This is a genomic window from Serinibacter salmoneus (assembly GCF_002563925.1).
Classification (GTDB): Bacteria; Actinomycetota; Actinomycetes; order Actinomycetales; family Beutenbergiaceae; genus Serinibacter; species Serinibacter salmoneus.
In genome coordinates this window covers 117,851-140,440 of record NZ_PDJD01000001.1, presented here as the reverse complement: position 1 = coordinate 140,440, position 22,590 = coordinate 117,851, and the positions used below count along the sequence as shown (strand labels likewise).

Annotated in this window: 14 protein-coding genes; 10 read left to right on the top strand and 4 right to left on the bottom strand. The window is 66.9% G+C overall.

Annotated elements, in window-relative coordinates; genetic code table 11:
- Positions 1-180: 180 nt before the first annotated feature.
- Positions 181-813, top strand: a complete 633-nt coding sequence (locus tag ATL40_RS00445) for a rhomboid family intramembrane serine protease (RefSeq protein ID WP_098467809.1) — start codon at positions 181-183, stop codon at positions 811-813.
- A gap of 2 nt (positions 814-815) precedes the next feature.
- Here the strand turns inward: ATL40_RS00445 and ATL40_RS00440 are convergent, their stop codons facing one another.
- Positions 816-1,100 (bottom strand): hypothetical protein, encoded by a 285-nt coding sequence (locus ATL40_RS00440; RefSeq protein ID WP_098467808.1) that lies wholly within the window; start codon positions 1,098-1,100, stop codon positions 816-818.
- An 8-nt stretch (positions 1,101-1,108) separates the two neighbouring features.
- Positions 1,109-2,461: a Na/Pi symporter gene (locus ATL40_RS00435; RefSeq protein ID WP_245866537.1), complete on the bottom strand. Its 1,353-nt coding sequence runs from the start codon at positions 2,459-2,461 to the stop codon at positions 1,109-1,111.
- Positions 2,462-2,720: 259 nt separating this feature from the next.
- Here ATL40_RS00435 and ATL40_RS00430 point away from each other — a divergent pair, with 259 nt between their 5' ends.
- The 4 genes from ATL40_RS00430 to ATL40_RS00415 all read left to right on the top strand — a co-directional run bounded on the left by ATL40_RS00430 (position 2,721) and on the right by ATL40_RS00415 (position 7,980).
- A complete protein-coding gene (locus ATL40_RS00430; protein WP_098467807.1) occupies positions 2,721-5,273 on the top strand; it encodes an ATP-binding protein in 2,553 nt (850 codons plus the stop codon).
- A gap of 160 nt (positions 5,274-5,433) precedes the next feature.
- Positions 5,434-6,060: a hypothetical protein gene (locus ATL40_RS00425; RefSeq protein ID WP_211283037.1), complete on the top strand. Its 627-nt coding sequence runs from the start codon at positions 5,434-5,436 to the stop codon at positions 6,058-6,060.
- Positions 6,061-6,086: 26 nt separating this feature from the next.
- A complete protein-coding gene (locus ATL40_RS00420) occupies positions 6,087-6,794 on the top strand; it encodes a hypothetical protein (RefSeq protein ID WP_098467806.1) in 708 nt (235 codons plus the stop codon).
- Positions 6,795-6,894: 100 nt separating this feature from the next.
- Positions 6,895-7,980: a GIY-YIG nuclease family protein gene (locus ATL40_RS00415; protein ID WP_098467805.1), complete on the top strand. Its 1,086-nt coding sequence runs from the start codon at positions 6,895-6,897 to the stop codon at positions 7,978-7,980.
- Here ATL40_RS00415 and ATL40_RS00410 read toward each other — a convergent pair.
- Together ATL40_RS00410 and ATL40_RS14905 are read right to left on the bottom strand one after the other, a co-directional pair.
- Positions 7,933-9,534 carry a helicase-related protein gene (locus ATL40_RS00410; protein WP_098467804.1) on the bottom strand — a complete coding sequence of 534 codons (1,602 nt, stop codon included), beginning with the start codon at positions 9,532-9,534 and terminating at the stop codon, positions 7,933-7,935. The two genes, ATL40_RS00415 and ATL40_RS00410, sit on opposite strands and share 48 nt — an antisense overlap.
- A gap of 150 nt (positions 9,535-9,684) precedes the next feature.
- Complete coding sequence (locus ATL40_RS14905) at positions 9,685-10,080, bottom strand: hypothetical protein (protein WP_098467803.1); 396 nt, start codon at positions 10,078-10,080, stop codon at positions 9,685-9,687.
- A 12-nt stretch (positions 10,081-10,092) separates the two neighbouring features.
- On the opposite strand from ATL40_RS14905, the gene ATL40_RS00400 reads away from it, so the two are divergent.
- The 5 genes from ATL40_RS00400 to ATL40_RS00380 all read left to right on the top strand — a co-directional run bounded on the left by ATL40_RS00400 (position 10,093) and on the right by ATL40_RS00380 (position 22,507).
- Positions 10,093-11,205 carry a DEAD/DEAH box helicase gene (locus tag ATL40_RS00400; RefSeq protein ID WP_098467802.1) on the top strand — a complete coding sequence of 371 codons (1,113 nt, stop codon included), beginning with the start codon at positions 10,093-10,095 and terminating at the stop codon, positions 11,203-11,205.
- 578 nt (positions 11,206-11,783) lie between these two features.
- Complete coding sequence (locus ATL40_RS00395; RefSeq protein ID WP_143556821.1) at positions 11,784-12,218, top strand: YbjN domain-containing protein; 435 nt, start codon at positions 11,784-11,786, stop codon at positions 12,216-12,218.
- Positions 12,219-12,431: 213 nt separating this feature from the next.
- Positions 12,432-14,282 (top strand): AAA family ATPase, encoded by a 1,851-nt coding sequence (locus ATL40_RS00390; RefSeq protein WP_098467800.1) that lies wholly within the window; start codon positions 12,432-12,434, stop codon positions 14,280-14,282.
- Entirely contained in the window at positions 14,279-17,350 is a 3,072-nt protein-coding gene (locus ATL40_RS14605; RefSeq protein ID WP_143556820.1) for a hypothetical protein, read from the top strand. Before ATL40_RS00390 ends, ATL40_RS14605 begins: the two co-directional genes overlap by 4 nt.
- 9 nt (positions 17,351-17,359) lie before the next feature.
- Complete coding sequence (locus tag ATL40_RS00380; RefSeq protein ID WP_169925839.1) at positions 17,360-22,507, top strand: DEAD/DEAH box helicase; 5,148 nt, start codon at positions 17,360-17,362, stop codon at positions 22,505-22,507.
- Positions 22,508-22,590 lie beyond the last annotated feature (83 nt).

Below are 22,590 nucleotides of genomic sequence, written 5' to 3'. Positions count from 1 at the left end.
TGCTGTGCTGCCTGCCGCGGCCGTGTCCGTTGCGACGCCTTCAGAGGGCGGTGTCGCACCGAGACACGGCGCGGCGCGCGGTGCGGAGCGCCAGTGGCGCGGCCTCTTCTGCTTCGTCGCGCCCTGGACCTGCGACTGACGGTTCCCGTTCCGCGGGAACCGGCGCCGTACTCTCGAAGAATGCGCACCCTCTTCCGCTCCGAGCAGGTCGGCCGCGCGTCGCTGTCCGGGGCGAACGTGACGGCATCACTCCTGACCCTCGCCTGGCTCGCCGGCGCGATGCTCCTGCTGCAGGTGGTCAATTCCCTCACCGGCTCCTGGCTCACGCAGCACCTCGGCATCACACCACGCACCCTCGAGGGGCTGCTCGGGATCCTGTTCGCTCCACTCCTGCACGCCGGCTGGAGCCATCTGTGGTCCAACCTGGCCCTGGTGGTGGCCTTCGGGTTCCTCGTGCGGCTCGGTGGCCCCACGCAGTTCGTGGGGGTGACGGCGGTGATCTGGCTGGTCAGCGGCCTGGGGATCTGGTTGACGGCGCCGGCGGGGTCGGTGACGATCGGCGCCTCGGTGCTGGTGTTCGGGTGGCTGGCCTATCTCGTGGTGCGCGGGTTCCTGCGCCGCGCCGTGGGGCAGATCCTGCTCGGGATCGTGCTGCTGGCCATCTGGGGCAGCATCTTCTGGACCGGGATCGCCCTGGCCGCCTTCGGGCCGGGGTCGGTGTCCTGGCAGGGGCACCTGTTCGGAGCCGTCGGGGGTGTGCTGGCCGCGTGGCTGGTGGCGCGGGCGGACGGGACCGTGGGCGCGCGCCGCTAGTCCTACTGGGTGCCGCCCCGGTGGGCAAGGTCCCGCAGGACCTCCTCGAAGAACTCCTTCACCTTCGCCCAACTCACCGTGGCCTCCGCCAGGTGATGCTCCAGGCGCTCGATCTCCTCGTGCTGCGCCTGGTTGGCGCGCCGGTCCGCGAGTTCGGCCTGCAGCCTCGTGACGGCGGCCTCGGTCTCCGCGATCAGACGCACCAGAGCGGCGTCGATCTCCTCCTCGGAGCGCGGGAGATCCGCCTCGGAGAGCGGAGTGGGAATCTGCGTGCCCTCGCCGGTCATCGAGCCCCTCAGAAGAGCAGAGTGCCGGCGATGAGCAGGCCCGGGAGCGCCACGAACACGCCCAGCACCCACATCGCGGCGAAGGACTTGTTCTCCGCGGAACGGTTCGCGAGCCACTGCGCGGCACGCACCGGGACCGGCCGCAGGAACGGCAGGCCGAAGATGATGACAGTCGCGGACAGGTTGAACAGCAGGTGCACCAGGGCGACCTGGAGGCCGAAACTCGCGTTCGCGCCGGAGAGGCCGAGCGCGGCGAGGAATGCGGTCACGGTGGTGCCGATGTTCGCACCGATGGTGAAGGGGTAGACCTGGCGCAGCGTGAAGGTACCCGAGCCCGCGAGGGGGATCATCAGGGACGTGGCGGTGGAGGAGGACTGCACGAGTGCGGTCACCACGGTTCCCGAGGCGATGCCCGAGACCGGGCCTCGGCCGATCGCGGTGTGCAGCACGCGGCGGGCGCGGCCCACCATCAGCACCTTGAGGACCTTGCCCACGAAGCTGATGGAGAACAGGATCAGGGCGATCCCGACGGCGATCATCAGGATCCCGCCCCACGGTGCGGGGACGCCGGAGGTCGCAGCGGCCATGGCGTTCTCGATGGGTTCGGTGGCGGTGCCGATGAGGTCGGCGCGGCCGGTGTCCAACCCGGTCACGCTGGAGAAGGCATTCGCGAGCAGCCCGGAGAGCGTCTCCAGGTATCCCGTCATCAGTTCCAGCGGCAGCAGGATCGCCACGGCGATGAGGTTGAAGAAGTCGTGCACCGTGGCTGCGGCAAACGCCCGGCGGAAGTCCTCCTTGTTCCCGATCATGCCGATGCTGACCAGGGTGTTGGTCAGCGTGGTGCCGATGTTGGCACCCATGATGATCGGGATCGCGATCTCCAGCGGCAGGCCACCAGCCGCCAACCCCACCGTGATGGAACTGGTGGTGGAGGAGGACTGTGTGGCGGCAGTGGCGAGCACACCCACCATGAGCGCCACGATCGGGTTGCTCGCGAAGGCGAACAGTTGCTCGGCCTGATCTCCCGTGGCGGCCTTGAAGCCACCACCGATGAGGTTGACCGCGGAGATCAGCAGGTAGATCGAGACCGCCACCGAGAGCCAGTTCACCCAGGTGCGAGCGGGACCCTCCGGCACCCAGCGGTCCCAGGGGCCGCGCAGGGTGGCGTCCTGCGTGCCGGGATCGGCGGCATCGGCCGCGGCTGTCGCAGAGGCGGCGAACGCCTCGGTCTCGGACACGTGGTGCGTGGCGCCCCGCCGGGTCGCATCGTCGGCCACCACGGTCATCGTGTGCGCGGCGGAGGCAGCTGCCTCGGGATCGACCGCGGCACCCGCCTCCCGTGCGTTCAGCTGGTCGGTCATGCGCGAACCCCTGCCGTGGTCATGGCACTAGTCAACCGCCCTCGCGTGGCACTCCCGACCACCGCAGGTGAACACAAGGTGAACAGTCAGCGACGGCTTCCATGTCCGGCGTGTCGGCCCTCAGCGCGTCACCCGGGAAGGCGGCGGTATGGGCCGGACTGCGGCGTGGACCAGGTGACGGGCGTGATGCACGACCCGACGCGCCTACGATGGCGTCACCCGACTCGCCCGTCGCCTACTACGACCCCGGGAGTTCAGCATGGCGAGCCTTGAGTCCGCCGACACGCTCGATGACCTGGTGGCCGTGCTGCGCGAGGTCCGGGTGCAGGCGGGCCTGCCGAGCTACTCGCAGATCGCCACGGAGGTCGCCCGCGTGCGCGCGGCGCGGCGCGGCATCGAGACAGCCGCCAAGCCCGGGCGCGTGACCGTGTACGACGCCTTCCGCGACGGGCGCCGCCGCCTCGACCCGGATCTCGCCTCGGACATCCTCACGGTGCTCGGCCGCCCCGATCTCGCCCCCGCCCTGCACCAGGCGCACGCCCGGGTGCTGCGCCACCGGGCCGCGGCCACCGCGCGGCCCACGGTCACGGTCACGCCGCCCGGGCCCAGCGCCCTGACCGGTAGCCGCGCCGCCGAGGTGGCGGACCTGACCGCCCGCGTCGTGGCGGCACGCCCCGATGACCCACCCGGTGACCCGGTCGCCGAGGCGCGCACGCCCAGCGTGGTGGTGCTCACCGGGCTCCCCGGCGTGGGGAAGTCGACCATGGCGCGCGACCTGGCCCATCTCCTGGCGGCGCGCACGGGGGCGGATGCCGTGCTGGAGATCGGCCTTCGCACCGCTTCCGGCGAGGCCGGTCCCGACACGGTGAAGCCCCGCGAGGTGGCCGGCGAGATCAGGCGGGCACGGCGCGCTCGGGCGACCGGCGGATCGCAGGGCCGTGCGCGCGGGGTGAGCCACGCCGTCGTGCTCCTGGATGATGTGCCCTCAGGTGGCGACCTCGCCGAGATCGCCGGCCTGCTCGACCCGGCCGATGTGCTCGTGGCAACCTCCCGTATACGGCTGCAGTGGGACGGCGCCACCGCGCACCACGTGGTCGAGCCCATGAACGAGGCCGATTCGATCGCGCTGCTCAGCGTGCTGCTGGCGCAGCACACGAGGCGCCAGGACCCCGAGTCGGATTCCGAGGCACTGCGCGCGCTCGCGGCGCACTGCGGCGGGCTCCCGCTCGCGATGACCATTCTCGCCGGAAACGCGCACAGCACGCCCGGGTGGTACCTGAGTGACCACGTGCACCGACTCGACACCCTCGGGCTCGGCACCGTGCCCGCGCTCCAGGACGCGCTCCACCACCTCACCGCCGATCAACGCCGCGTGCTCGCGTTCCTCGCGCGGCACCGCGGCCGGCTCACAGCGCAGGAGATCGCCGTCGCGCTGGCACAGGGCCCGGCGCCGCTCTCGAGTGACGAGGCCGCCCGCGCCCTCACCGCGCTGCGCGGCGCGAACCTCGTGGTGCAGACTCATGGCCGATACGACCTGCATGACGTGGTGCGCTCCGGCGTGCGCGGGACACCCGAGTTCGAGGTGCGTTTCTCGCTGCTGCGTTCCCAGACCAATGCGCTGGTCTCGCACCTCCTCGCCGGGTACGCGGCGAGCCCCAGCCTGTCCTGGATCGAGGAGCACGCCGAGGCCGCGGTCACGACGGCGCAACTCGCCGCGGAACTCGACCTCGCCGACGCGGTCGGGTCACTGGCGCAAGCCCTGAGCCGTCAGCTGCTGGACGACGGCCGGGTCACCGACGCCTACCTGCTCACCTCGGCGCACCTCGCTGCCCTCGGGGACGGCGAGGTGGCCACCGAACACCTCATTCGCCACGCGACGGCCGCGAGATTGGCCGGGAACCTCGAGGACACGCGCGCCACGCTGGGACGCGCGGTGGCCGATGCGGAGCTGCTCGGTCCACTCAGGGTGGCACTCGCGGAGACGGAGGCCGTGACCGGCAGCCTCGAGCGTGCCTGCGACGAGCTCGAGGAACTCCTGACCGAGTCGATCCCGGCGGAGGTCCGGCTCTCTGCGCGCTACCGACTTCCTCAGTTCCTCCTGGTGGCCGGCCGTGCCGAGCGGGCCCGGCTGATCGCCGAGGAGGTCATTGCCGAGCGCGCGAACGAGCCACCCGACACGGCGCTGTCCATGGTGCGCAACAACTACGCGCGTGCCCTGTGCGAGCTCGACGAGGCTGCCGCGGCTGAGGTCGCCGCCCACGAGGCGATCGCCGAAAGTCGGCGCAGCCGCACGCAGCGATTCGAGGCGCAGGCGTTGAGCCTCGTGGCCGACGCGATCGCCTGGCAGGGCCGCCCGGACGAGGCGACGCCGTTCTCCGACGCCGCGTTCGAGCTGACGCAGTCGCTCGGCGATCCGGCCGGGGTCGTGATTCTCGGCGCGAACCTCGTGCACAGCGCGGTGGCCTTGGGGGACCTCCCCCGCGCGCGAGAGGTGCTTCGCGCCGTGAGGGACGCCCGACGGCGCCTGAACTACGCGGCCCTCGAACTGGATGAACTGTTGGCGCGCGCGGACGTCGCTCGGGCCGAGGGCGACGCCGCCCTGTCGATCGCGGTGCTCGAGCGCGCCGCTGCGATCGCCGACCACCAGGGACTGCGGCTGCACGAGGCGCGCACCCGGATCCTGCACGGGGACGCGCTCGCGACGCTCGGGGACCGCGAGGGAGCGGTGCGGCAGTGGCGCGCGGTGGTGCAGTCCCCGACGAGCGCGCCGCTGCGCGTGCGGCTGGCCCGGGAGCGGCTGGCGCAGGAGTAGTGGCCGGTGCCTGCGGGAGATTGTCCGCCGTGAGGTGGGCGAGCCGGAGGCCCATCGGGTCAGCGTAGGGGTGGTGGGTTCGGGGACGGTGTGCCGAGAACGGACACCGGTGGTAGTTTCACGTTCAGCAAATTCTGGTTCGCAAGGGGGCATTGCTGGCATGACAACGTCGACGAAGACCAGGGTGTCCGCCTGGATCGGGTGGATTCTGGTGGCCGGCCTTCTCGCGGTGCTCGCCCTCGTGGCCATCGGCCCCCTGAAGCCCCTGATGAACCTCGCCTCCATCGGCACCACCACCGAGACCCGGGACACCCAGGTGATCGAGTCCGTGACCACCGAGGAACAGGTGGTGCTGCTGAGCCTCGGAATCCAGGGACTGATGGAGGAGAACTCCAGCGGCGAGGTGTTCGGCGTGGCGATCCCGGGGAGTTCCCGCACGTCCTTCATCCAGTACGCGTTCACGGCCAAGCTTGGCATCGAGGGCGGCGAGGTCACGATCGAACCGACCGGCGAGGACTCCTACCTCATCACCATCCCTGCGTTCATCTTCGTGGGACATGACGACCAGACGTTCGAACTCGTGGCCGAGGACAACGGGGCACTCAGTTGGGTGACGCCGGAGATCGACTCCGTGGAGATGGTCAACAAGATCCTCGACGACACCGCACAAGCGGAGTACATCGCGTCGAACGCGGAGACACTCCAGGAGCAGGCTGCCTCCTTCTACCGGGGCATCGTCACCGGGATCGACCCCGAACTGACGGTCGAGTTCGCGTACGCGGGTTAGGGCGCGTCCGGACGTGATTCCGCCGGATGCTCGTCGCCGCAGCACAGCTGCCGGGCGTGCGCATTCACCGCGAGTCCTACCTCCGAAGCGCGTTCGCCAAGAGCTGCGCCCCGGACCAGGTCGAGGAGGCCGTGCGCACCTCACCGTCAGCGGCGGGGATAGATGCGTCCCTCATCGAGAAGGCGGCGAGCGACTCGATCCGTTTCGAGACGGCGAAGGTCTCGACGCTCTCCGCTGCGGCGGGCCTCCCCGGGGGCATTGGCATAGCCGCCGCCGTTCCGGCCGATCTGGCGCAGTACCTGGCTCACATGATGCGCATCGCGCAGAAACTCGCCTATCTCTATGGGTGGCCCGAACTCTTCGAGGGGAGTGGGGACGACCTGGACGACGGCACGCACAACATCCTGATGCTCTTCTTCGGCGTCATGTTCGGGACGCAGGTGGCCAATGCAGCCGTGGCGAGCGTCGCCAAGATGATCGCTGAGCAGGCCGTGCGTCAGCTCCCCAAGCAAGCGCTCACCAAGGGCGCCATCTATCCGCTGGTGAAGCAGGTGGCCAGCCTCCTGGGCACGCAGATGACCAAGCAGATCTTCGCGCGAGGGGTCGGCAAGGTGATCCCCGTCATCGGCGCAGCGGTCGAGGGCGGCATCACGTTGGCGACCTTCCCGCCCATGTGCAAACGACTCCGAGTGCACCTCCGTGGGCTGGATCTCGGAGCCGCACGGGTCGCCTAGTCGAGCGGCGGCGGTCGGGTCACGCCAGCAATCAGGCCAAACTCACCCGCGCTGAGCGTGCCTCGTAGCGCGACAGGCTGAAGAGCGTCACACTCCACACATGGAGAACGCCAAGGTTGACGTCGATGGCCCCCAGTACTACGTCTATGCATTGATCGATCCCTTGACTTATCGGGAGACCGGAAGTCAGGTGCAGAGCATCCTCTACGTGGGCAAGGGCAAGAAAGACCGCGTTCTCCAGCACGAGAAAGATGAGCGGAAGGCACTGGAGAAGGCAGCTGACTCGATCCCGATGGCCGGTTCAAAATCCGAACGGATCCGCACGATCTTGAGCTCCGGCGAGCGGTTGCTCTCGATCATGTTGGCCACCGGATTCGGTACGGAACACGATGCCTACAGCGCCGAGACGATGGCCATGGAGCTGGTGGAGCGCCTACTCAGGGCATACGGCCGAGAAACGCTCGGGAACCTCACGCCCGGACACATGCAGCGAGCCGGGATGGCGACCGGCCAAATACTCGACGACGGCACTTCCGGCCAGGTGTTCTCTGACCCCGCAACTCCCGCACCGTCTCCCGGTGAGGAGTCGGGAGACCCGTTCGGCTTCACCCCCGTCGCTCAGGCGCTGCTCGCCTCGACAGCTGTCCGGACGGAGTGGCGAGACGTCGTCCCCTCCAAGACGATCCTGGTGAAGGGCACCGCGGAGGAGATGGCCGGAGGCTCGCACGCGCAAATCGCCGACCGGGGCTCTCTGGGACCGTCTCGCAACATCGTCTGGAAGGACTCCGAGTTTCTTCCTGGGAGTGAGTTCACTCGGCCCGGCTTCGACCCGGACAACCCATGGGGCGACCCGGCCGCGCGAGAGCGCGGCGCACGCTACTGGCCGCTCGGAAGGAGCACCGTGACGGGGTGGCTCGATGACCCTGCCACGATGCCCGAGCACCTGCTCCTTGCCATTCCCGGTCGAGGTGGCACCACCGTGCGCTATGCCTGGCGCATCGACGCAGAGCAGCCTTTCGAGTACTACCCCGACATGGATAGGTGGGGGGTCCCCCTTGGAGCCCGGGAACTCACGCACCCCGCGTTGGGCAAGACACTCACCGAGATGAGACCGGGACGAGAGCGCGCGGTGCAGGTACTAGCGAATTACGTCTCCGGGTGCCGGGTCTTGGACCCCGCTGACTAGTTTCGGTCCGGGTTCGAGGTTGACCCGCGCCCAGTCCAGATCCGGCTGGCCCGAACCTTGCGCCCCCTCGCCCACGAGCCGCAGCAGGTCCTCCTGCCGCGGCTGGCCGAACGCGAGCCGGTAGGTGGCCACGGTCCGCACGAGCCGCCGGTAGCGCGCGGACTCCCGGGAGAGTGGGTGCTGCGGCACGATGCGCTGGATCGCACTGCCGCCGGGGAAGACCCAGGCCGGGTTGATCTCACTCATCTCCGGCGGCCTGGCCGAGGCCGCCTGATGGAACATCCCCGCCCACGCATCCATCGGCCCCTCCCGGAGCACCTGGGCGCCGTACGCGGCCGCGACGTTCTTGCGCACCGCGTGCCCCTGGTACCGGTGCACGCGCCCCTCACGCTGCTCCAGGTCCACGGGGTTTCCGGGCAGGTTCCAGTGCACCACCGCGTGGCAGTAGCTGTGGAAGTCCAGGCCCTCCTGCCCCACCGAGGTGGTGGCGAGCACGAACGGCCAGAACGGGGAGTTGAACGCGCGGCGCACCACGTCCTCACGGTCGAGGTTCTTCTCGTCGGCGGAGATCTGCCTGCCGAACCGCATCGCGAGGTGCGTGCGCAGGCGCAGGTCGTCCTCGCCGTCGTACAGGTTGGCGCGCGCCACGGAGGTGCGCAGCGCGAGCGCGGAGGCCATCGACTCCGCGAGTTCCGGCACGCTGACGCCGCCACCGCCGCGCATCACGTGAACCCACTCGTCGAGCACGGCCTGCAGCCCGCCGTCGACGGCGTAGCGCAGCGCCGCCCGCCAGTACGCCAACCCCGAGTCGGGGTGGGCCAGGCGGACCGCGCCCTGCGACTCCGGCCTCCCCAGCCGCGAGCGCAGCGCCTCCGCCACGGTGAACGCCGGCACCTGCAACTCCGCGGACTCCCTCGTCCCGTCAGGTTGGTCGACGGCGAGCGCCAGGGCCCGCATCGCGCTCACCCCGGGGCCGGCCACGGCAAGGCGCGCGAGCGTGCGGGCGAGGTCGGCGGGCCGGCGGCCGAGGTCTGCCGGGTGCAGGTGCCGCAACCGTTCCACGTGCGCGAGGAACCCGGACGCTGCCCCGCCCTCGCCGTCCTCCTCCTCACGGGTTCCGGCCGAGGCGACACCGCCGAGGAAGGACTCGAAGGCCTCGGGATCCGCGAGCCGGTCCAGCAGGAACGGCGCAGCCCAGAGCCATTCCTCGTCCTCACGCCCGCCCTCGGATTCCGGCAGCGAGGCGAGCAGGCCTTCGATGCGCCGCTCGACGGCGTCCAGCACCTCCTCGATCCCGGCCTGCGGTCCGAGGGTTCGGGCCAACTCGCGGGGGTCGCCGATGCGGGCGAGCACCCGGCACGGGTAGGTGAGTGCGAGGGCGGGCATCCCGGCCTCGCGTCCGGCGCTCACCCGGTACTGCAGCGGGCTGGCGGGCGTGCGGGCGCTGTAGGTCTCCCTCCGCCCCACCCAGTACTCCGGTCGCAGGCGCCGCTCCGCCTCATAACTGAGCACCGTGGAGATCGCGTGCGGCACCACGTTCCAGGCGGAGAACACCAGGCGCTTGGTGACGTTCTGGTCCGCAGCCTGAGCGAACGGTGCCCCGAGCGTGTAGTGCGGCGCCGCGGGCGGCAGCCACAGCAGGTGCTCCAGATCGGCGACCTCGTCGAGCAGGGCGCGGGTCTTGGCGTTGGTGACGTGCAGCGGCTAGTAGCCCTCGATCGCGCCGCGGTCGAGGTAGCCCAGGCCGCGCAACGGGAGGGGTGAGGCGGCCGCGGTGGTGGCTGCGCCGTCGACCCCTGCGCCGTCGACCGCTGCGCCGTCGACCCCTGCGCCGTCGACCGCTGCGCCGTCGACCTCAGCGACCTCGACCACCGCGTCCACGGCCCGCTTCAGCCGGTAGGAGCCGGTGTCCATGAGGTTGAGCGGGAAGGGAGCGGAGAGCCAGAACTCGATCGGGTCGTACTCCCCCAGCCGGTCGGCAAGGCGGGCCAGGTCGCGGTAGGTGCGGACATCGTCGGCCGTGGGCATCAGCGGTATCACCCGCTCGGTGAGCATGCCGTCGCGATCGGGGGTGGCGGCCAGTCGCTCGGTGCGGCACATCACCTGACGCAGGTGGTGCTCGACGGCGGTGCGCGCCTCGCGCGCCCCCTCCGCTCTCGCGCCGCCCGCGCGCTGAAGAGCCAGTTCATGCTGCTCGCGACCGGCACGCCTATCGAGAACTCCATGCGGGACTTCTGGACTCTCATGGACACCGCCCAGCCAGGACTGCTCGGCACCTGGGGTGAGTTCGCTGAGGACTGGGTGAAGCCCATTGCCGCGGCGGAGGGCGCCGAGAAGGAGAGTCTGGGGCGCGCCCTCCGGGAGACGGTTGGGCGATTCATGCTGCGACGCCTGAAGGAGGACCATCTTCCAGACCTGCCGAGCAAGACGATCTATGGGCCGACTGCGAGCGCGACCCGCCAGCATCGGCCTGACTTGGGCGTTGCCATGCCCCCTGTTCAGCAGTCCGCCTACGAGAAGGTGCTGGAGGCGTTTGCCCAGGCCAGCGAGCGAAGGGTCGCCCAGGCCAGCAAGGATGAGGGTCGTGATGCAGCCCTTCGTGCGGTGCATGGACTGCGTGCCGTGAGTCTGCACCCTGATGCGGTAGCAGACACCCGAATGGCCCCTGACGTTAGTGGTATGCGTGACTCCGGCCGTTTGGTCGCGACCGTCACGGTGCTGGATGAGGTCCGGGCGCGCGGCGAGAAGGCCATCGTGTTCGTGATCAACAAGAAGGTTCAGCGCGCGCTCGCCTCGTGGCTCGGGCAGCGCTACGAGCTACCGATCCGCATTGTGAACGGTGAGACTCCGGCGGCCTCGCGGGGCGCAGCGCAGACCAGGTCCTCGATCATCCGTAACTTCGAGACCACCCCGGGCTTCAACGTGATCATCATGTCGCCACTCGCCGTTGGAGTCGGTCTCACGGTCGTTGGCACTAATCACGCGATCCACCTGGAGCGGCACTGGAACCCCGCGAAGGAGGCCCAGGTCACCGACCGCATCTATCGCATCGGCCAGACCCGGGACGTCCACGTCTACCTCCCGATGTCTCTGCACCCGAACCGGACCTCGTTCGACGAGAATCTCGATCAACTGCTCCAGCAGAAGACCACACTGCGCGAGGCGATCGTGGTCCCGCAGCAGCTCGAGGACTCCGAGGTCGCCGCGACACTGGGGCTCCTCTGACAACAGCCGGACCCATCCCTCGGCCCAGTGCCGTTTGACGAGGGGCGGGAAGTGTCTTCCGCGAAGGCATGCTTTGCGTGGTGCTCTCAGAGGCGGGTGTGAACCCGTTGAACTCAAGCGACTCGAGGACGAACCCGACCGCGTCTCCGGCGCTCACCTCGCCTGGTTGTGGGGCATGGGGTTCGAGGCGCACCAGGGATGGGGAGACCACCAGGGCGGATTCGTGATGGCGCCCGCCCGCCGATTCCTCCGGAGAGGTCAACGACAAGGGCAACAGCCCGCACCGCTGATAGGCGAATCGCGCAGTCCGAGAGCGCACGCGGGCGATGGTTGGTACCGTGACGTGAGTACGGTTGAAGTCCCTGCCAGCCCAGGAAATGGAGTGGTCGACGGTGAGATCAGCGGCCCGGGCCGGGCACTCAGGCGCCCGCTGCGGGATACCTCGCCCTGGCACCGCACTGGGTTCACGGTCTCGAGTGCCCGAAGCAGAGCTACACGAGGCTGGCCACGACCTACTGGAAGACCATCGGGGCACAGTGGCTCCGCACACCACTGTCCAATAACACGAGAGGCAGAACATGGGCGATCGGGCAGCAGTACAGGCGAAGGTGCAAGAGTTTCTTGCGGCGTCATTTCGAGGCGTGACACTTGAGCGGAACGGGTACTCCATCGGCCACGGCTCCGCACGATGCTTCGTGAAGGTGCGCGAAAGCACCGAGGACGGGCCTATCATCATCAACATCACGGCACCCCTGTTGTTCGACGTACCTGCCACACCGGCACTGTACGAGTACATTGCATTGCACGCCGACGACTACGTGTTCGGCCACCTGAGTGCTCTCCGCGCAGAAGACGCCGACAAGGTCCACATCTACTTCACCCATCAACTCCTGGGCGACTACTTGGATCACGACGAGTTGGATTATGCGGTCGGAGCCGTCATGACCACAGCGGACGACCTTGACGACACGTTGCAAGTACAATTTGGTGGCGCACGATTCCACGAGTCGTGACTCGTGCTCACCAGAGACGAGATCGAAAGTCTCCTTGACGCGGCCCGGTCGGAAACAAAACGGTGGGGCGGCGCCGAGCCCGGACTCGCGCACCTAGCATTCGCCTTACGAAAGCGCTGGCCACAGGACTTCCAGGAGACATTTGGTCCGACAGGCCAAGCGGACGTCGAGGCGCTACTGCGTCGCGGCGCCTATCTTGGGGAGGAAAGCACGGTGCGCGGAGTGCTCGAGGCTCCCACCACGAGTCGCCGAGAACTCCTCGAGGAACTACGGGATGCGCTCAACGTCCAGGAGGCCATCGAGGCAGATCACAATACGGGGCCCCTCGCAGTTGCGACAGTCGATGAGCACCTCGACTCACTCGACCTCGACGACGCGGGTAAGTCCACTTCAGAACCAGGCTCGCCATCCGACATGCACAACGACTTTCCCGAGTGGGCACGGCCATTCGAGGACGTTCTTGAGCGCTGCCCTACGACGAGTTCGGCACAAGAACGCTCGAATGAACTCTCAGAGGCACTCGCCCAGGTGCACACCCGTACGCGACGCGCAATATTCATCGTCGGCGCGCACGGCACTGGCCGCTCTACATTCCTCCAGGCGCTGGCGCACCGACTGGCGGAAACCGAGCAGACTTGTGTTCTTGTACGCGCAGACCTCGAGCACAAGAATGCCGACCGCCTCGCCCGGGCGCTTGCTGTAGCGCCACCCTCAGCGTGCGTCGTGATCGACGATATGGACGATCTCACTTGGCTCGATACCGAGTCACCCGCGCGACTCGCCCTTTCTCTCGCACACTCGGTTCGGACGACGCGGGCCTCCATCGTGTGCACACTCCGCCCGCGCAGCATCGGAAGGCTCGCGATACTGGCTCCGCAGTTCGTGGACGACTCCGCTGTGATCACCCTTGAGTCGCTACCAATCGGGTCAGTCGAGCGCGTCGTGGCCGCTGAGCTACCCGCGCTCGCACGACACCACGGCGTGGAGGCTTCCCAGGAACTCATCGATGCGGCGATCAAACCCCGCCGGGGGCATGAGCCTACGCACCACCCGGGCCTTGCGCTTGAACGCCTGGACGCAGCACTCGCGCGGGCAAAGGTCGACGGGAGGGGTGAGGCCAGTGTCGCCGATCTGTCGCGTGCTGGCGACCACACCCCGGTGCACGTCGCACGGGCCGACCTCGAGACAGCCTTGGGTGAACGTATCAAGGGCCAGCCGCACGCGATCTCCGCCATTGCCAAGAGGTTGACATTGACCCGAACGGGGCTTGACCTACGCCCCGAGCGACCAAACGGCGTGTTCCTGTTCGTCGGACCAACCGGGGTCGGCAAGACTGAATTGGCACACCAACTAGCCCGCCACGAGTACGGCGACCTGGACCATCTCATACGCCTCGACATGTCCGAGTACTCCAAAGACTGGGCGGTGAGCCGCCTTGTCGGGCCGATGCCTGGGTACGTCGGATCGACGGAGCCCGAGTCATGGCTTACTACTCGCGTCGCCAAACTGCCGAGGTGCGTGATATTGCTCGACGAGATCGAAAAAGCCCACCCAGGCGTCTGGAACATCTTCCTGCAGGTCTTCGACGCGGGACGCCTGACCGACTCCCGCGGAACAACCGCTGATTTTCGCGACACGGTCATGATACTGACCAGCAACCTCGGAGCGCGGGAGGCATCAAGAAACGCGGTCGGGTTCGGTGAGGACACGGGCGATCCGCTGAGGAGAATGCGCAACGCCCTGGACACGCACATGCCACCAGAGTTCCTGAACCGCATCGATGAGATCGTTCTCTTCCAGCACCTCGGCATGGAAGAAATTGTCCGCATCGCACAGTCTGAACTGGATTCACTCCAAGAGAGACTGATCTCGAATGGGTGGTACATTCGCATTGCACCCGAGGTCAGCACATGGCTTGCCGAAACTGGGTACAACCCGGACTTCGGCGCGCGCCATCTGCAACGAAACATTGAACGCGAACTTCTTGCCCAGCTCGCCGAGGCGCAGAGTAAGACAGTTACGGTCACCGTCCGGGACGGTGGGCTGAGAATGGACCCGGCATGACGCTGCCCGATGATTATCATGGCCTGGATCACGGCCCGGGCCCCGTACTACCCGTCGCCACACCTTCGGCAGCCGCACCCGATGCCGCTCACACTCAAGGGGCTCCTACACCCTGGGATCGGTACCTTGCATGGAACCGCGACGTCGCCCTTGCGGTCTACCCAGCGGCCCCTGCCGAACGCCTCGTGTTCCTTGACCTCGAGGGCGATTCTCTCGACCGCATCGCCGAGCGCCGCGGATTACCCCGCGAGCAGGTGGTACCCGCCCTCGTAGAAACAGTCACGAGGCTCCTGGATCCAGCGACCATGAGTTCGGCCTTCCGTCGTTTCGCTCGAGCCACCGACGCGTGGCATAATGGCGAGCAGACAGATCCACCACCTGGAGTCGCGCTACTCGCGCTGTTCTCGCTCGCAGCGGAACGCATGAAGGCGGGCGACGGCATCAGAGCCACGAATTACTATGGCCAACTAGCGCGCCTGCTCGACCAGGACACCGAGCGCATGTCACTCTCCTACCGTGAGTCCTCGCCCATCCTTTGGGATTCTCTGACGCATTGGCTCACGGCGCTGCAGGGACGCCGCGGTCGCCCCGTAACCTTCTCCATTGGGCACTTTGAGTACATCGGCCGAGCCATGGCTCAAGCGCTCGTCCGCGACACAGACCGCCGGCGACTGGAGTCTTTTTTTGTCGACTTCGACCTCTCGCCACATTCGGACATGACGACGAGCCAATTGCTGCCGCTGCTCGACGCCTGGCTGACACCCGCCTATGCGCCCGCGCATCTCTCGTCGCTATGGGCGCAGGAAGAACTGCGGCATCCACTGACCCAATCCGTTGCGGAGATACTGCGTTCATGGGACGGCACCGTCTCCGCGTCGGATAGTCAAGGGGTGGGCGCAGCGCAGATACGACTCGCACTCGCGCGCCGCAGCGGCCTTCAGCGCGGATGGTCCATCTGGCTGACCATGCGTCTTCCACGCGCAAGCGAGCCTCGTACCGCCACAATTCAGGCCACAGACGGAGGCGTAGAGGTCTCACTTGTACCATCGCGGCCCGGCGAACTGCAGATTCAATCGCTTCGCGACATCCTCACGCCCGATCAATTGGTGACTGGACGCATCGACATCAATGATCCCATCGCTGGAAGAATTGTGTCACGCGTGCCGCGTTCGATTGTGGTATTGCGACGTGAGGAAGCCTCGGCCGATTGGATTGAGGTGTCCCAGGTTCGCCTTGGCGACGAGGTTGCAGTCCTTGCGCGAGAAGACCAATCATTCGAGCAGACCCTCCGGGAGGTGTCGGCTACGGCGTGGACCGAGGTCACTGGTGCTGACGCAGTCGGTATCCCTCAGGGGTGGAGGCTGGTCCACGGCGTGACGGTCGCCGGCAGGCCAACCGAGGAGTTCGGCCATTTCCACGATCTGTCGGCGCTCATCCCGATTACGCACAGCACGCTGTCTGCATCAGGCGGGCTGCGCCTTCCGGGCCACGGTAGGGAGTGGCGCTATCATGCAGATCGGCCACCCACAGTGACCGTCGCCCGCCCCGGCGGGCAGTTCGACGCCTATCTCTTCGATCTCGAGCACAAGAACCCGATCCCGATCGAGAGGTTCCGTTCAGTCTCGGGGGAACCACGGGCCATCGCACTTGACGAACTAGGCCTCGAGCCAGGCAGTTACGGCCTACGCGTTCCGGACTCCCAGGAGGCGATGGAACGTCGTCTCTGGCTTCACGACTCAGCCCACCCCACATCTAGTGAGGCGGCACCACAGGTTCCCCAGAATTGGGATGGTCCACTGTGGGCAATCAACGCGTATCCGCTTGATGCTTCCTCTGCAGACGCGAGTGCACCCCGAGTCGATACGACGTCAACCCAGGCGGCGTTCGAACTTCCACCGCCGGCGCCGTGGTGGCGGCGCAGCCGCGAAGCCCCTCGACGCAGACCGATACAGGTGGCCATTCCGGACAGCGGGTCGTGCGCCTACACCGGCCGCCACCATGAACAACTGGAGGATGCTCGCCCTGACTCTCGCGGCCGATACCCAGGAACGAGCCTCGGCGTGTGCATCACGTGTGGTCGCACGAAGCGCTATAGCAACTCCTACTGGAGCAACACCAGACGATGGAACCTGGCGCGTAATCCGTCCGAGGGATCATCCGCCTCGACTCAAACAGTGTCTGCACTGGGCACCGATCTCGACTGGAATCTCTTGCTCGACGCATTGCTCACGATGGGTTCGGGATCGGCCTCTCAACTCCGCGGCCTGACGCAACAGTTCGACCCGTCGGCGCGTTTCTACCATGAAGTTGCTGCGACTCTCTCCGACCTTGGTCAACTCGAGCTCGTTCGAGACCCGGCGACCTGCGAGGTGAGGTCCTGGGCTGCTGGACCGCCGAGCATCGCCGTGATCGACAGCGAAGTCCTCCTGCTGGGCGGTTGGCCGAGGTCACTCGTGCGCGAGTTCATCGCGTCTGGAGCGCAGATATGCCGCGAGCCGCAGGAGGGCGCACCCGACCGCCTCACGACCACGGCTGACGCTACCCGCATCACGGAGGCGCTGTCGGATCTCAGCGTGACTGCCGATCCAGCGCGCCACCTGGCACGACGCCTGCCTCCGCTCTCGGCGGTAGTCGCGGCGCTCCCAGCAATCACGATGCCGAGCATCGCCACTCTTGAACGCTACGAACCGTCAGTCGACCGATGGGAACACGTCACGTCGGGGGATGCACCGGGTGCATACCGCGCGGATGGCTACTCCCGTTTGTACCTCCTGCGCACGGAGGAAGACGTGCGGCTGGGTGCTGCACGGGTGGCGAACGTCGCTCTCGCAAAGCACGCGGCACCCGTTCTCCAGCAGTCGGCGCAGCCCTTGCTTGCCTACGACAGGCGTGCAAGAACGCTCTCTGTCCCCCTGGGCGCTTTGCTACCCGGAGAGTACTCACGCGCCGCCACGCTTGCCTCAGGGCGCACGCCACGTCGTCGAGACACGGCCGACCACAGCCTTGTCGACTACCTCGGCGTGCCTCCTGACATCGCGGCTCACATTTACCATCAGATCGGAGCATGACCGATGGGCATGGCAACACCCACAAGCATGACGGCGGCGATTCGTGAAGCGATGCTTCGGTATATCGACACTGCATTCTGGCTACGCGATCCGGGCCTACGCCACGAACGTGCAGCACTCCTTTCTGATCAACGGGCACTCGTTCCCGATCCCCTTGTCGAGCCGGTCATCAGGACTCCGCGTTCGGCACCAGGCATAGCGTCGGGCGAGGCGGTAGGTCTGACGACCCGGGAGTCGGAACTCCTCCTCGGGTCCGTCTTCGATACCGACCCCAGCGACGTGTACTTGGGAGAGCACCAGGCCGAATCCCTCCGCGTCGCGCTGAGCGAAGCAGAGGTGCACAACCCCGTCATCACCACCGGCACTGGGTCGGGAAAGACAGAGGCCTTCCTCCTTCCGCTTCTCGCGCGCCTTCTTCTTGAGTCACGCGGATGGGATGACGCAAGCCCCCGGACACTGTGGTGGGAGAGCAACCCGCCGCGATGGCAGCCTGTGAGGCAATCCTCGCGACCGGCTGCCATGCGAGCTCTCGTGCTGTACCCGACAAATGCGTTGGTGGAGGATCAGCTGGTACGACTCCGGCGAGCGATCAGGGGAATCGGCAAGGGCGGCGGACCAGATCTCTGGTTCGGGCGATACACGTCGGCCTCACCGGGCAGGACCACTATGCCTAACAGCCGCGGTGGCCACCCCGGCCTCCAAACGATCGCGGAAGATCTCACGCAATTGTCGCGCGAGTTCGACGATCACCGCAAGCAAGAGGAACTGCGCCATCAATTGCAGGACCCCCGCCGAGGCGAACTGATCACGCGTTGGGACATGATCGCCACCCCGCCAGACATTCTGATCACTAACTATTCGATGCTCAACGTGATGCTGATGCGGTCACTGGAGGACCCGATATTCGATCAGACGAAGGAATGGCTCGCCAGCGACCCAGGCAACGCCTTCACCCTTGTTGTCGACGAACTTCATCTCTACCGAGGCACCACCGGGACCGAGATCGCCATGATCCTGCGTAGCCTCTTCCTACGCCTGGGCCTCGAACCGACGTCGCCGCAGATCCGCATTATTGGCACCAGCGCCTCACTGGGAACGGAAGGCGGTAACTTCCTCCAGCAACTGTTCGGAGTGCCACGCGGAACCTTCAAACTGGTCACTGGTCCAAAGCCTCCGACGCTGCCAGGCGTTTCTCCCCGCCCCTTGGACGAAGTTCTCTCAAGCGCCACCCTGCTCGACGATATCACCGCCGCGTGCACCGATTCCAGTGGCATGGTTCGAGCGACGCCGAGCCGTGTCATTGCGGAGCGGTTGACGGGAAGCGCTGAAACGGATCTGGCACCACTGTGGGAGCGGCTTCTGGACAACTCAGCCGGCCCATCGGGTGCGCCCGGAACGAGCCTTCGAGCCCACACGTTCGTGCGGACAATGCGCGCCATGTACGCATGCAGCAATCCGCAATGCGACCAACTCCCGCTCGCGCGACAACGCGCAGGGAATACCACCGGAATCGGTCGCTTGTTTGTCTACCCGCGGCATTTCTGCGATTGCGGCGGCCGAGTTCTCGACCTCTTGTACTGCTTTGTCTGCGGTGATGCCTCCCTCGGAGGATGGGTGCAGGCGGGCGGGGTAGCCGACGGATACTTCCTCGGGCTCACACCCGCGAACGAGCGTGATCGGATACCGCCGATCTTTCGCCGTGACGCCGCGGAGTACCGCTGGTACTGGCCGCACACCACGCCGGCGTCGATGAGAGGCTCGGGCAAACACGCGGATTTCGTCCTTGCCAATCTGGCACCGGCGGTCGGCTTCCTGCAGCCGACCTCCCATGACGCCACTGGGCTCGTTCTCGAGGCTAAGAACGGCGGGCAAGGGACTCCAGCGTTGCCCATCCGGTGCCCTCGATGCAACCACCAGTACCGGCAACAGCGGTTGTCGCAAGGGGAGGTGCGTTCGCCGATTCGCGCCCATACACAAGCCCCCCCTCAGGCTGTGGAGCTTGTCACGGCGAATGCGCTCAATCAGTTGAGACATCAGCGAGCCGAGGATCCGACTCAACCAAGTGCACGCACGATCGTCTTCTCCGACAGCCGCGACCAGGCAGCCCGTACCGCGATCGCTTTGAACATTCATCACTACCGGGACACGTTGCGTCAGGTGGTCAGCAAGGTACTCGAGGAGCGTCCGCCGTCGGCTGCGGACCTGCTCCGCCGCAACGCCCGCAGGGATCTGCCCCTTGAATGGCGAGCGGCAGCGAGTGATCTGGAGTACGCCCACCCTGAGGTGGCGGATGCCTTTCGTGCCCTCGCCGCAGGTCGTGAGACGCCCGAGGATCTCGACCGCATCGCCGCCTTCGAGAGCGACTCCGGCGGCTCTGCCACCACCTGGCCGGATCTCGTGCAGCGCGTTTCGCTCGCGCTGGTTCGTCTGGGCATCCCTCCCGGGGGTCCGCGCTCGAGTTCACTCACCCTCGCTGACGACGTCACACCGTGGTATCGCGCGTTCGAGCCGCCAGTACCGGGTGCGTGGGAGCAGGTCGGGCACTCGATCCGCACCGAGGAGTTGAAACACTTCCGTGCCAGCCTCGCCGCTTCGATGGGCGACCTCTTCGGCGGCACGTCGAGCCACGATCTCGAGACCGCCGGCGTTGCGTGGCTCGAACCAGCGGGCGCGCCGGACGAGTATCGGGAGGCTACGGCCTCCGTTTTGCGTCTCCTCCTCATGGGCAGCCGCTGGTCCCCCCGCAATGGCTCTCTACCCAGCGATCCGCTCACGCAGGCCGCGAAGGACTACCTCGAAAGGTATGCGGCGCGGCACGGCCTCGTTCAGGACCAGGTGAGCCAGCGGGTTAGTGACGCGCTGCGACCCATCATTAGCGATGATCTCATCCCGCTCGACCGAACCGACTTGCCGCTCCAGGTGCATCCGCCTACGGAGCACTGGAGGTGCGACTTCTGCGGTCGCCGACACCTGCACCGGTCCGGAGGTGTGTGCACTCGCACCGCGTGCCCGGGAACGGTCGCCCCCGAAGATCGGGGCGACGTGGAGGCCGGTGCGTATTACGCATGGCTCTCCGCGCAGGAGCCGCAGCGCATGGCGGTGGCAGAGCTCACTGGCCAAACCAGTCCCCCGAGTGAAGCGCGCCGGCGCCAGAGGCTCTTCCGTGGCGTCCTGTATCCGCATCCTCGTGAGAACGACTCCACCTCCCCCATCGACGTGCTCAGCGCGACGACAACCCTGGAGTCTGGGGTTGACATCGGGAGCCTGCAGGCGATTGTGATGGGCAACATGCCGCCTCAACGCTTCAACTATCAGCAACGAGTTGGCCGAGCGGGCCGAGCTGGTCAGACTTTCTCGTTCGCCCTCACGGTCACTCGAGATCGTAGTCATGACGACTACTACTTCCAGCACGCAGAACGCATGACCGGAGACCTACCGCCCGCCCCGTTCCTTGATACCGACCGACTGGAGGTCGTCCGGCGCGGCCTTGCCGCCGAATTACTGCGGCGCGCATTCCGCACTCTTCGCCCCACCGGTGAAAGTTCTTCCGACAGCGTTCACGGCGAGTTCGGTCTCACGACGGCCTGGCCAGATCGCCGCGAGTCCATCGCAGCGTGGCTTGGCAAGCGCAGCAATGTCCATCCCGTGATCCAGGGGCTCACCGCGTACAACCTGACGAGCATCAGCAACGAGCAACGGTGGGCTCAGACGGAACTCGTTGAGGAGATCGATCAAGCAGTCAATGCCGGCACCCACGACCATCGGCACCTGTCTGCACTGCTCGCGGCCGCCGGGGTGCTCCCTATGTTCGGTTTCCCGACCACGTCACGAGACCTGGTGGAGGTTGACAGGCAAGGAGGCTACCGGTCCACGATCAGTTCCCGTCCGCTCGCGCAGGCCGTCTCGCTCTTCTCACCACAGTCACAAGTCGCCAAAGACGGTTGGATCCACACCGTAGACGGGTTCACCCGCCCGAGGCAGTCCACCGGTGACGCCATGGGACCCAAGGTCACCGTCTGGCGATGCGGCGACTGCTCCACGGCGATGGTCGCGCGCTCTGCCACACCCCAAGGCGAGGCCTGCCCGCTGTGTGGCACACCACTTTCCAGCATTACGATGTACCGGCCGCTGGGTTTTCGATCCGCAACGAAAGCGGATGGAGAGCTTGTCGATGTCGACGAGGGTGCTCGCGCGAACCCCCCATCACTGAACTGGGTCGACCTCCCCGCCGATCCGCGACGCGCCGGCCACTGCGACATCTGGCCTCTGCCAAGGCAGATCATCCTCACCCTGAATGACAACGCTGGAGATGGATTCAACCTGACGCGCTTGCCCCCTGGCTACGTCACGGCTAGTGACGACCAGCGGCCGGACCTCCACGGCGTCGCCATCGGAGACCTGAGGGTCACCGACGCTCTGCTGCTCCTGGCAAACCACCTCGAACTTCCTGGTGGGGTGATCGCCACGCACCGAGAGATCGGACCGCACGGGAAGGCGGCATTGGACTCTCTGGCAGAGGCTCTACGCCGCGGAGCGCAGACCGCGCTCGATATCGACCCAGCTGAACTGATCGCCGGCACACAGCCGCGGCAGGTCAACGGCCAACAGACACACCTGATCTATCTCGCCGACACCCTCGAAAACGGCGCTGGGTACGCCGTCGAGATTGGACACCGCCACGTTCCCGAACTGCTCAGCGAGATATCCTCAATTCTCGCAACCCGGTGGGCCGCGGCCTCACACGCCGAGTGTCAGTCGTCGTGCCCCGACTGCTTGCGCTCCTGGGACAACCAACGCCTGCACGGTCAACTCGATTGGCGACTGGCAATCGATGCGGCATCCCTCGCGCTTGGACAAGGCCTCCATCCTCACGGTTACGGATCGCAGGGCGTTGCGGCGGCCGAGGCCTTCCGCAAGAGTTTCGGCCCAGTCCTCTCGCACCTCACGCTCGGGACAATCGGCGACCTGCCATGCCTCACGGTCGATGGGACGATCGCCCTCATCGGGCACCCCCTTTGGCCGCGCAGCGGTCAGCTCCTTCCTCAACAGGCCCGCGCCGAGGAGGCTGCTCGGGAGAAGGCCGCACGGGTGGTGTGGACCGATCCGCGTGAGTTGCGAGCGCGTCCTGACCTCGTGTGGCGGGCACTCGCGCCATGATGGGACCGCACCGCGCCCGTGTGCGGTCACTACACCCAGCGTGGTCCACTCACCACACACCCAGGCTCGCCGCTCGCGCCACC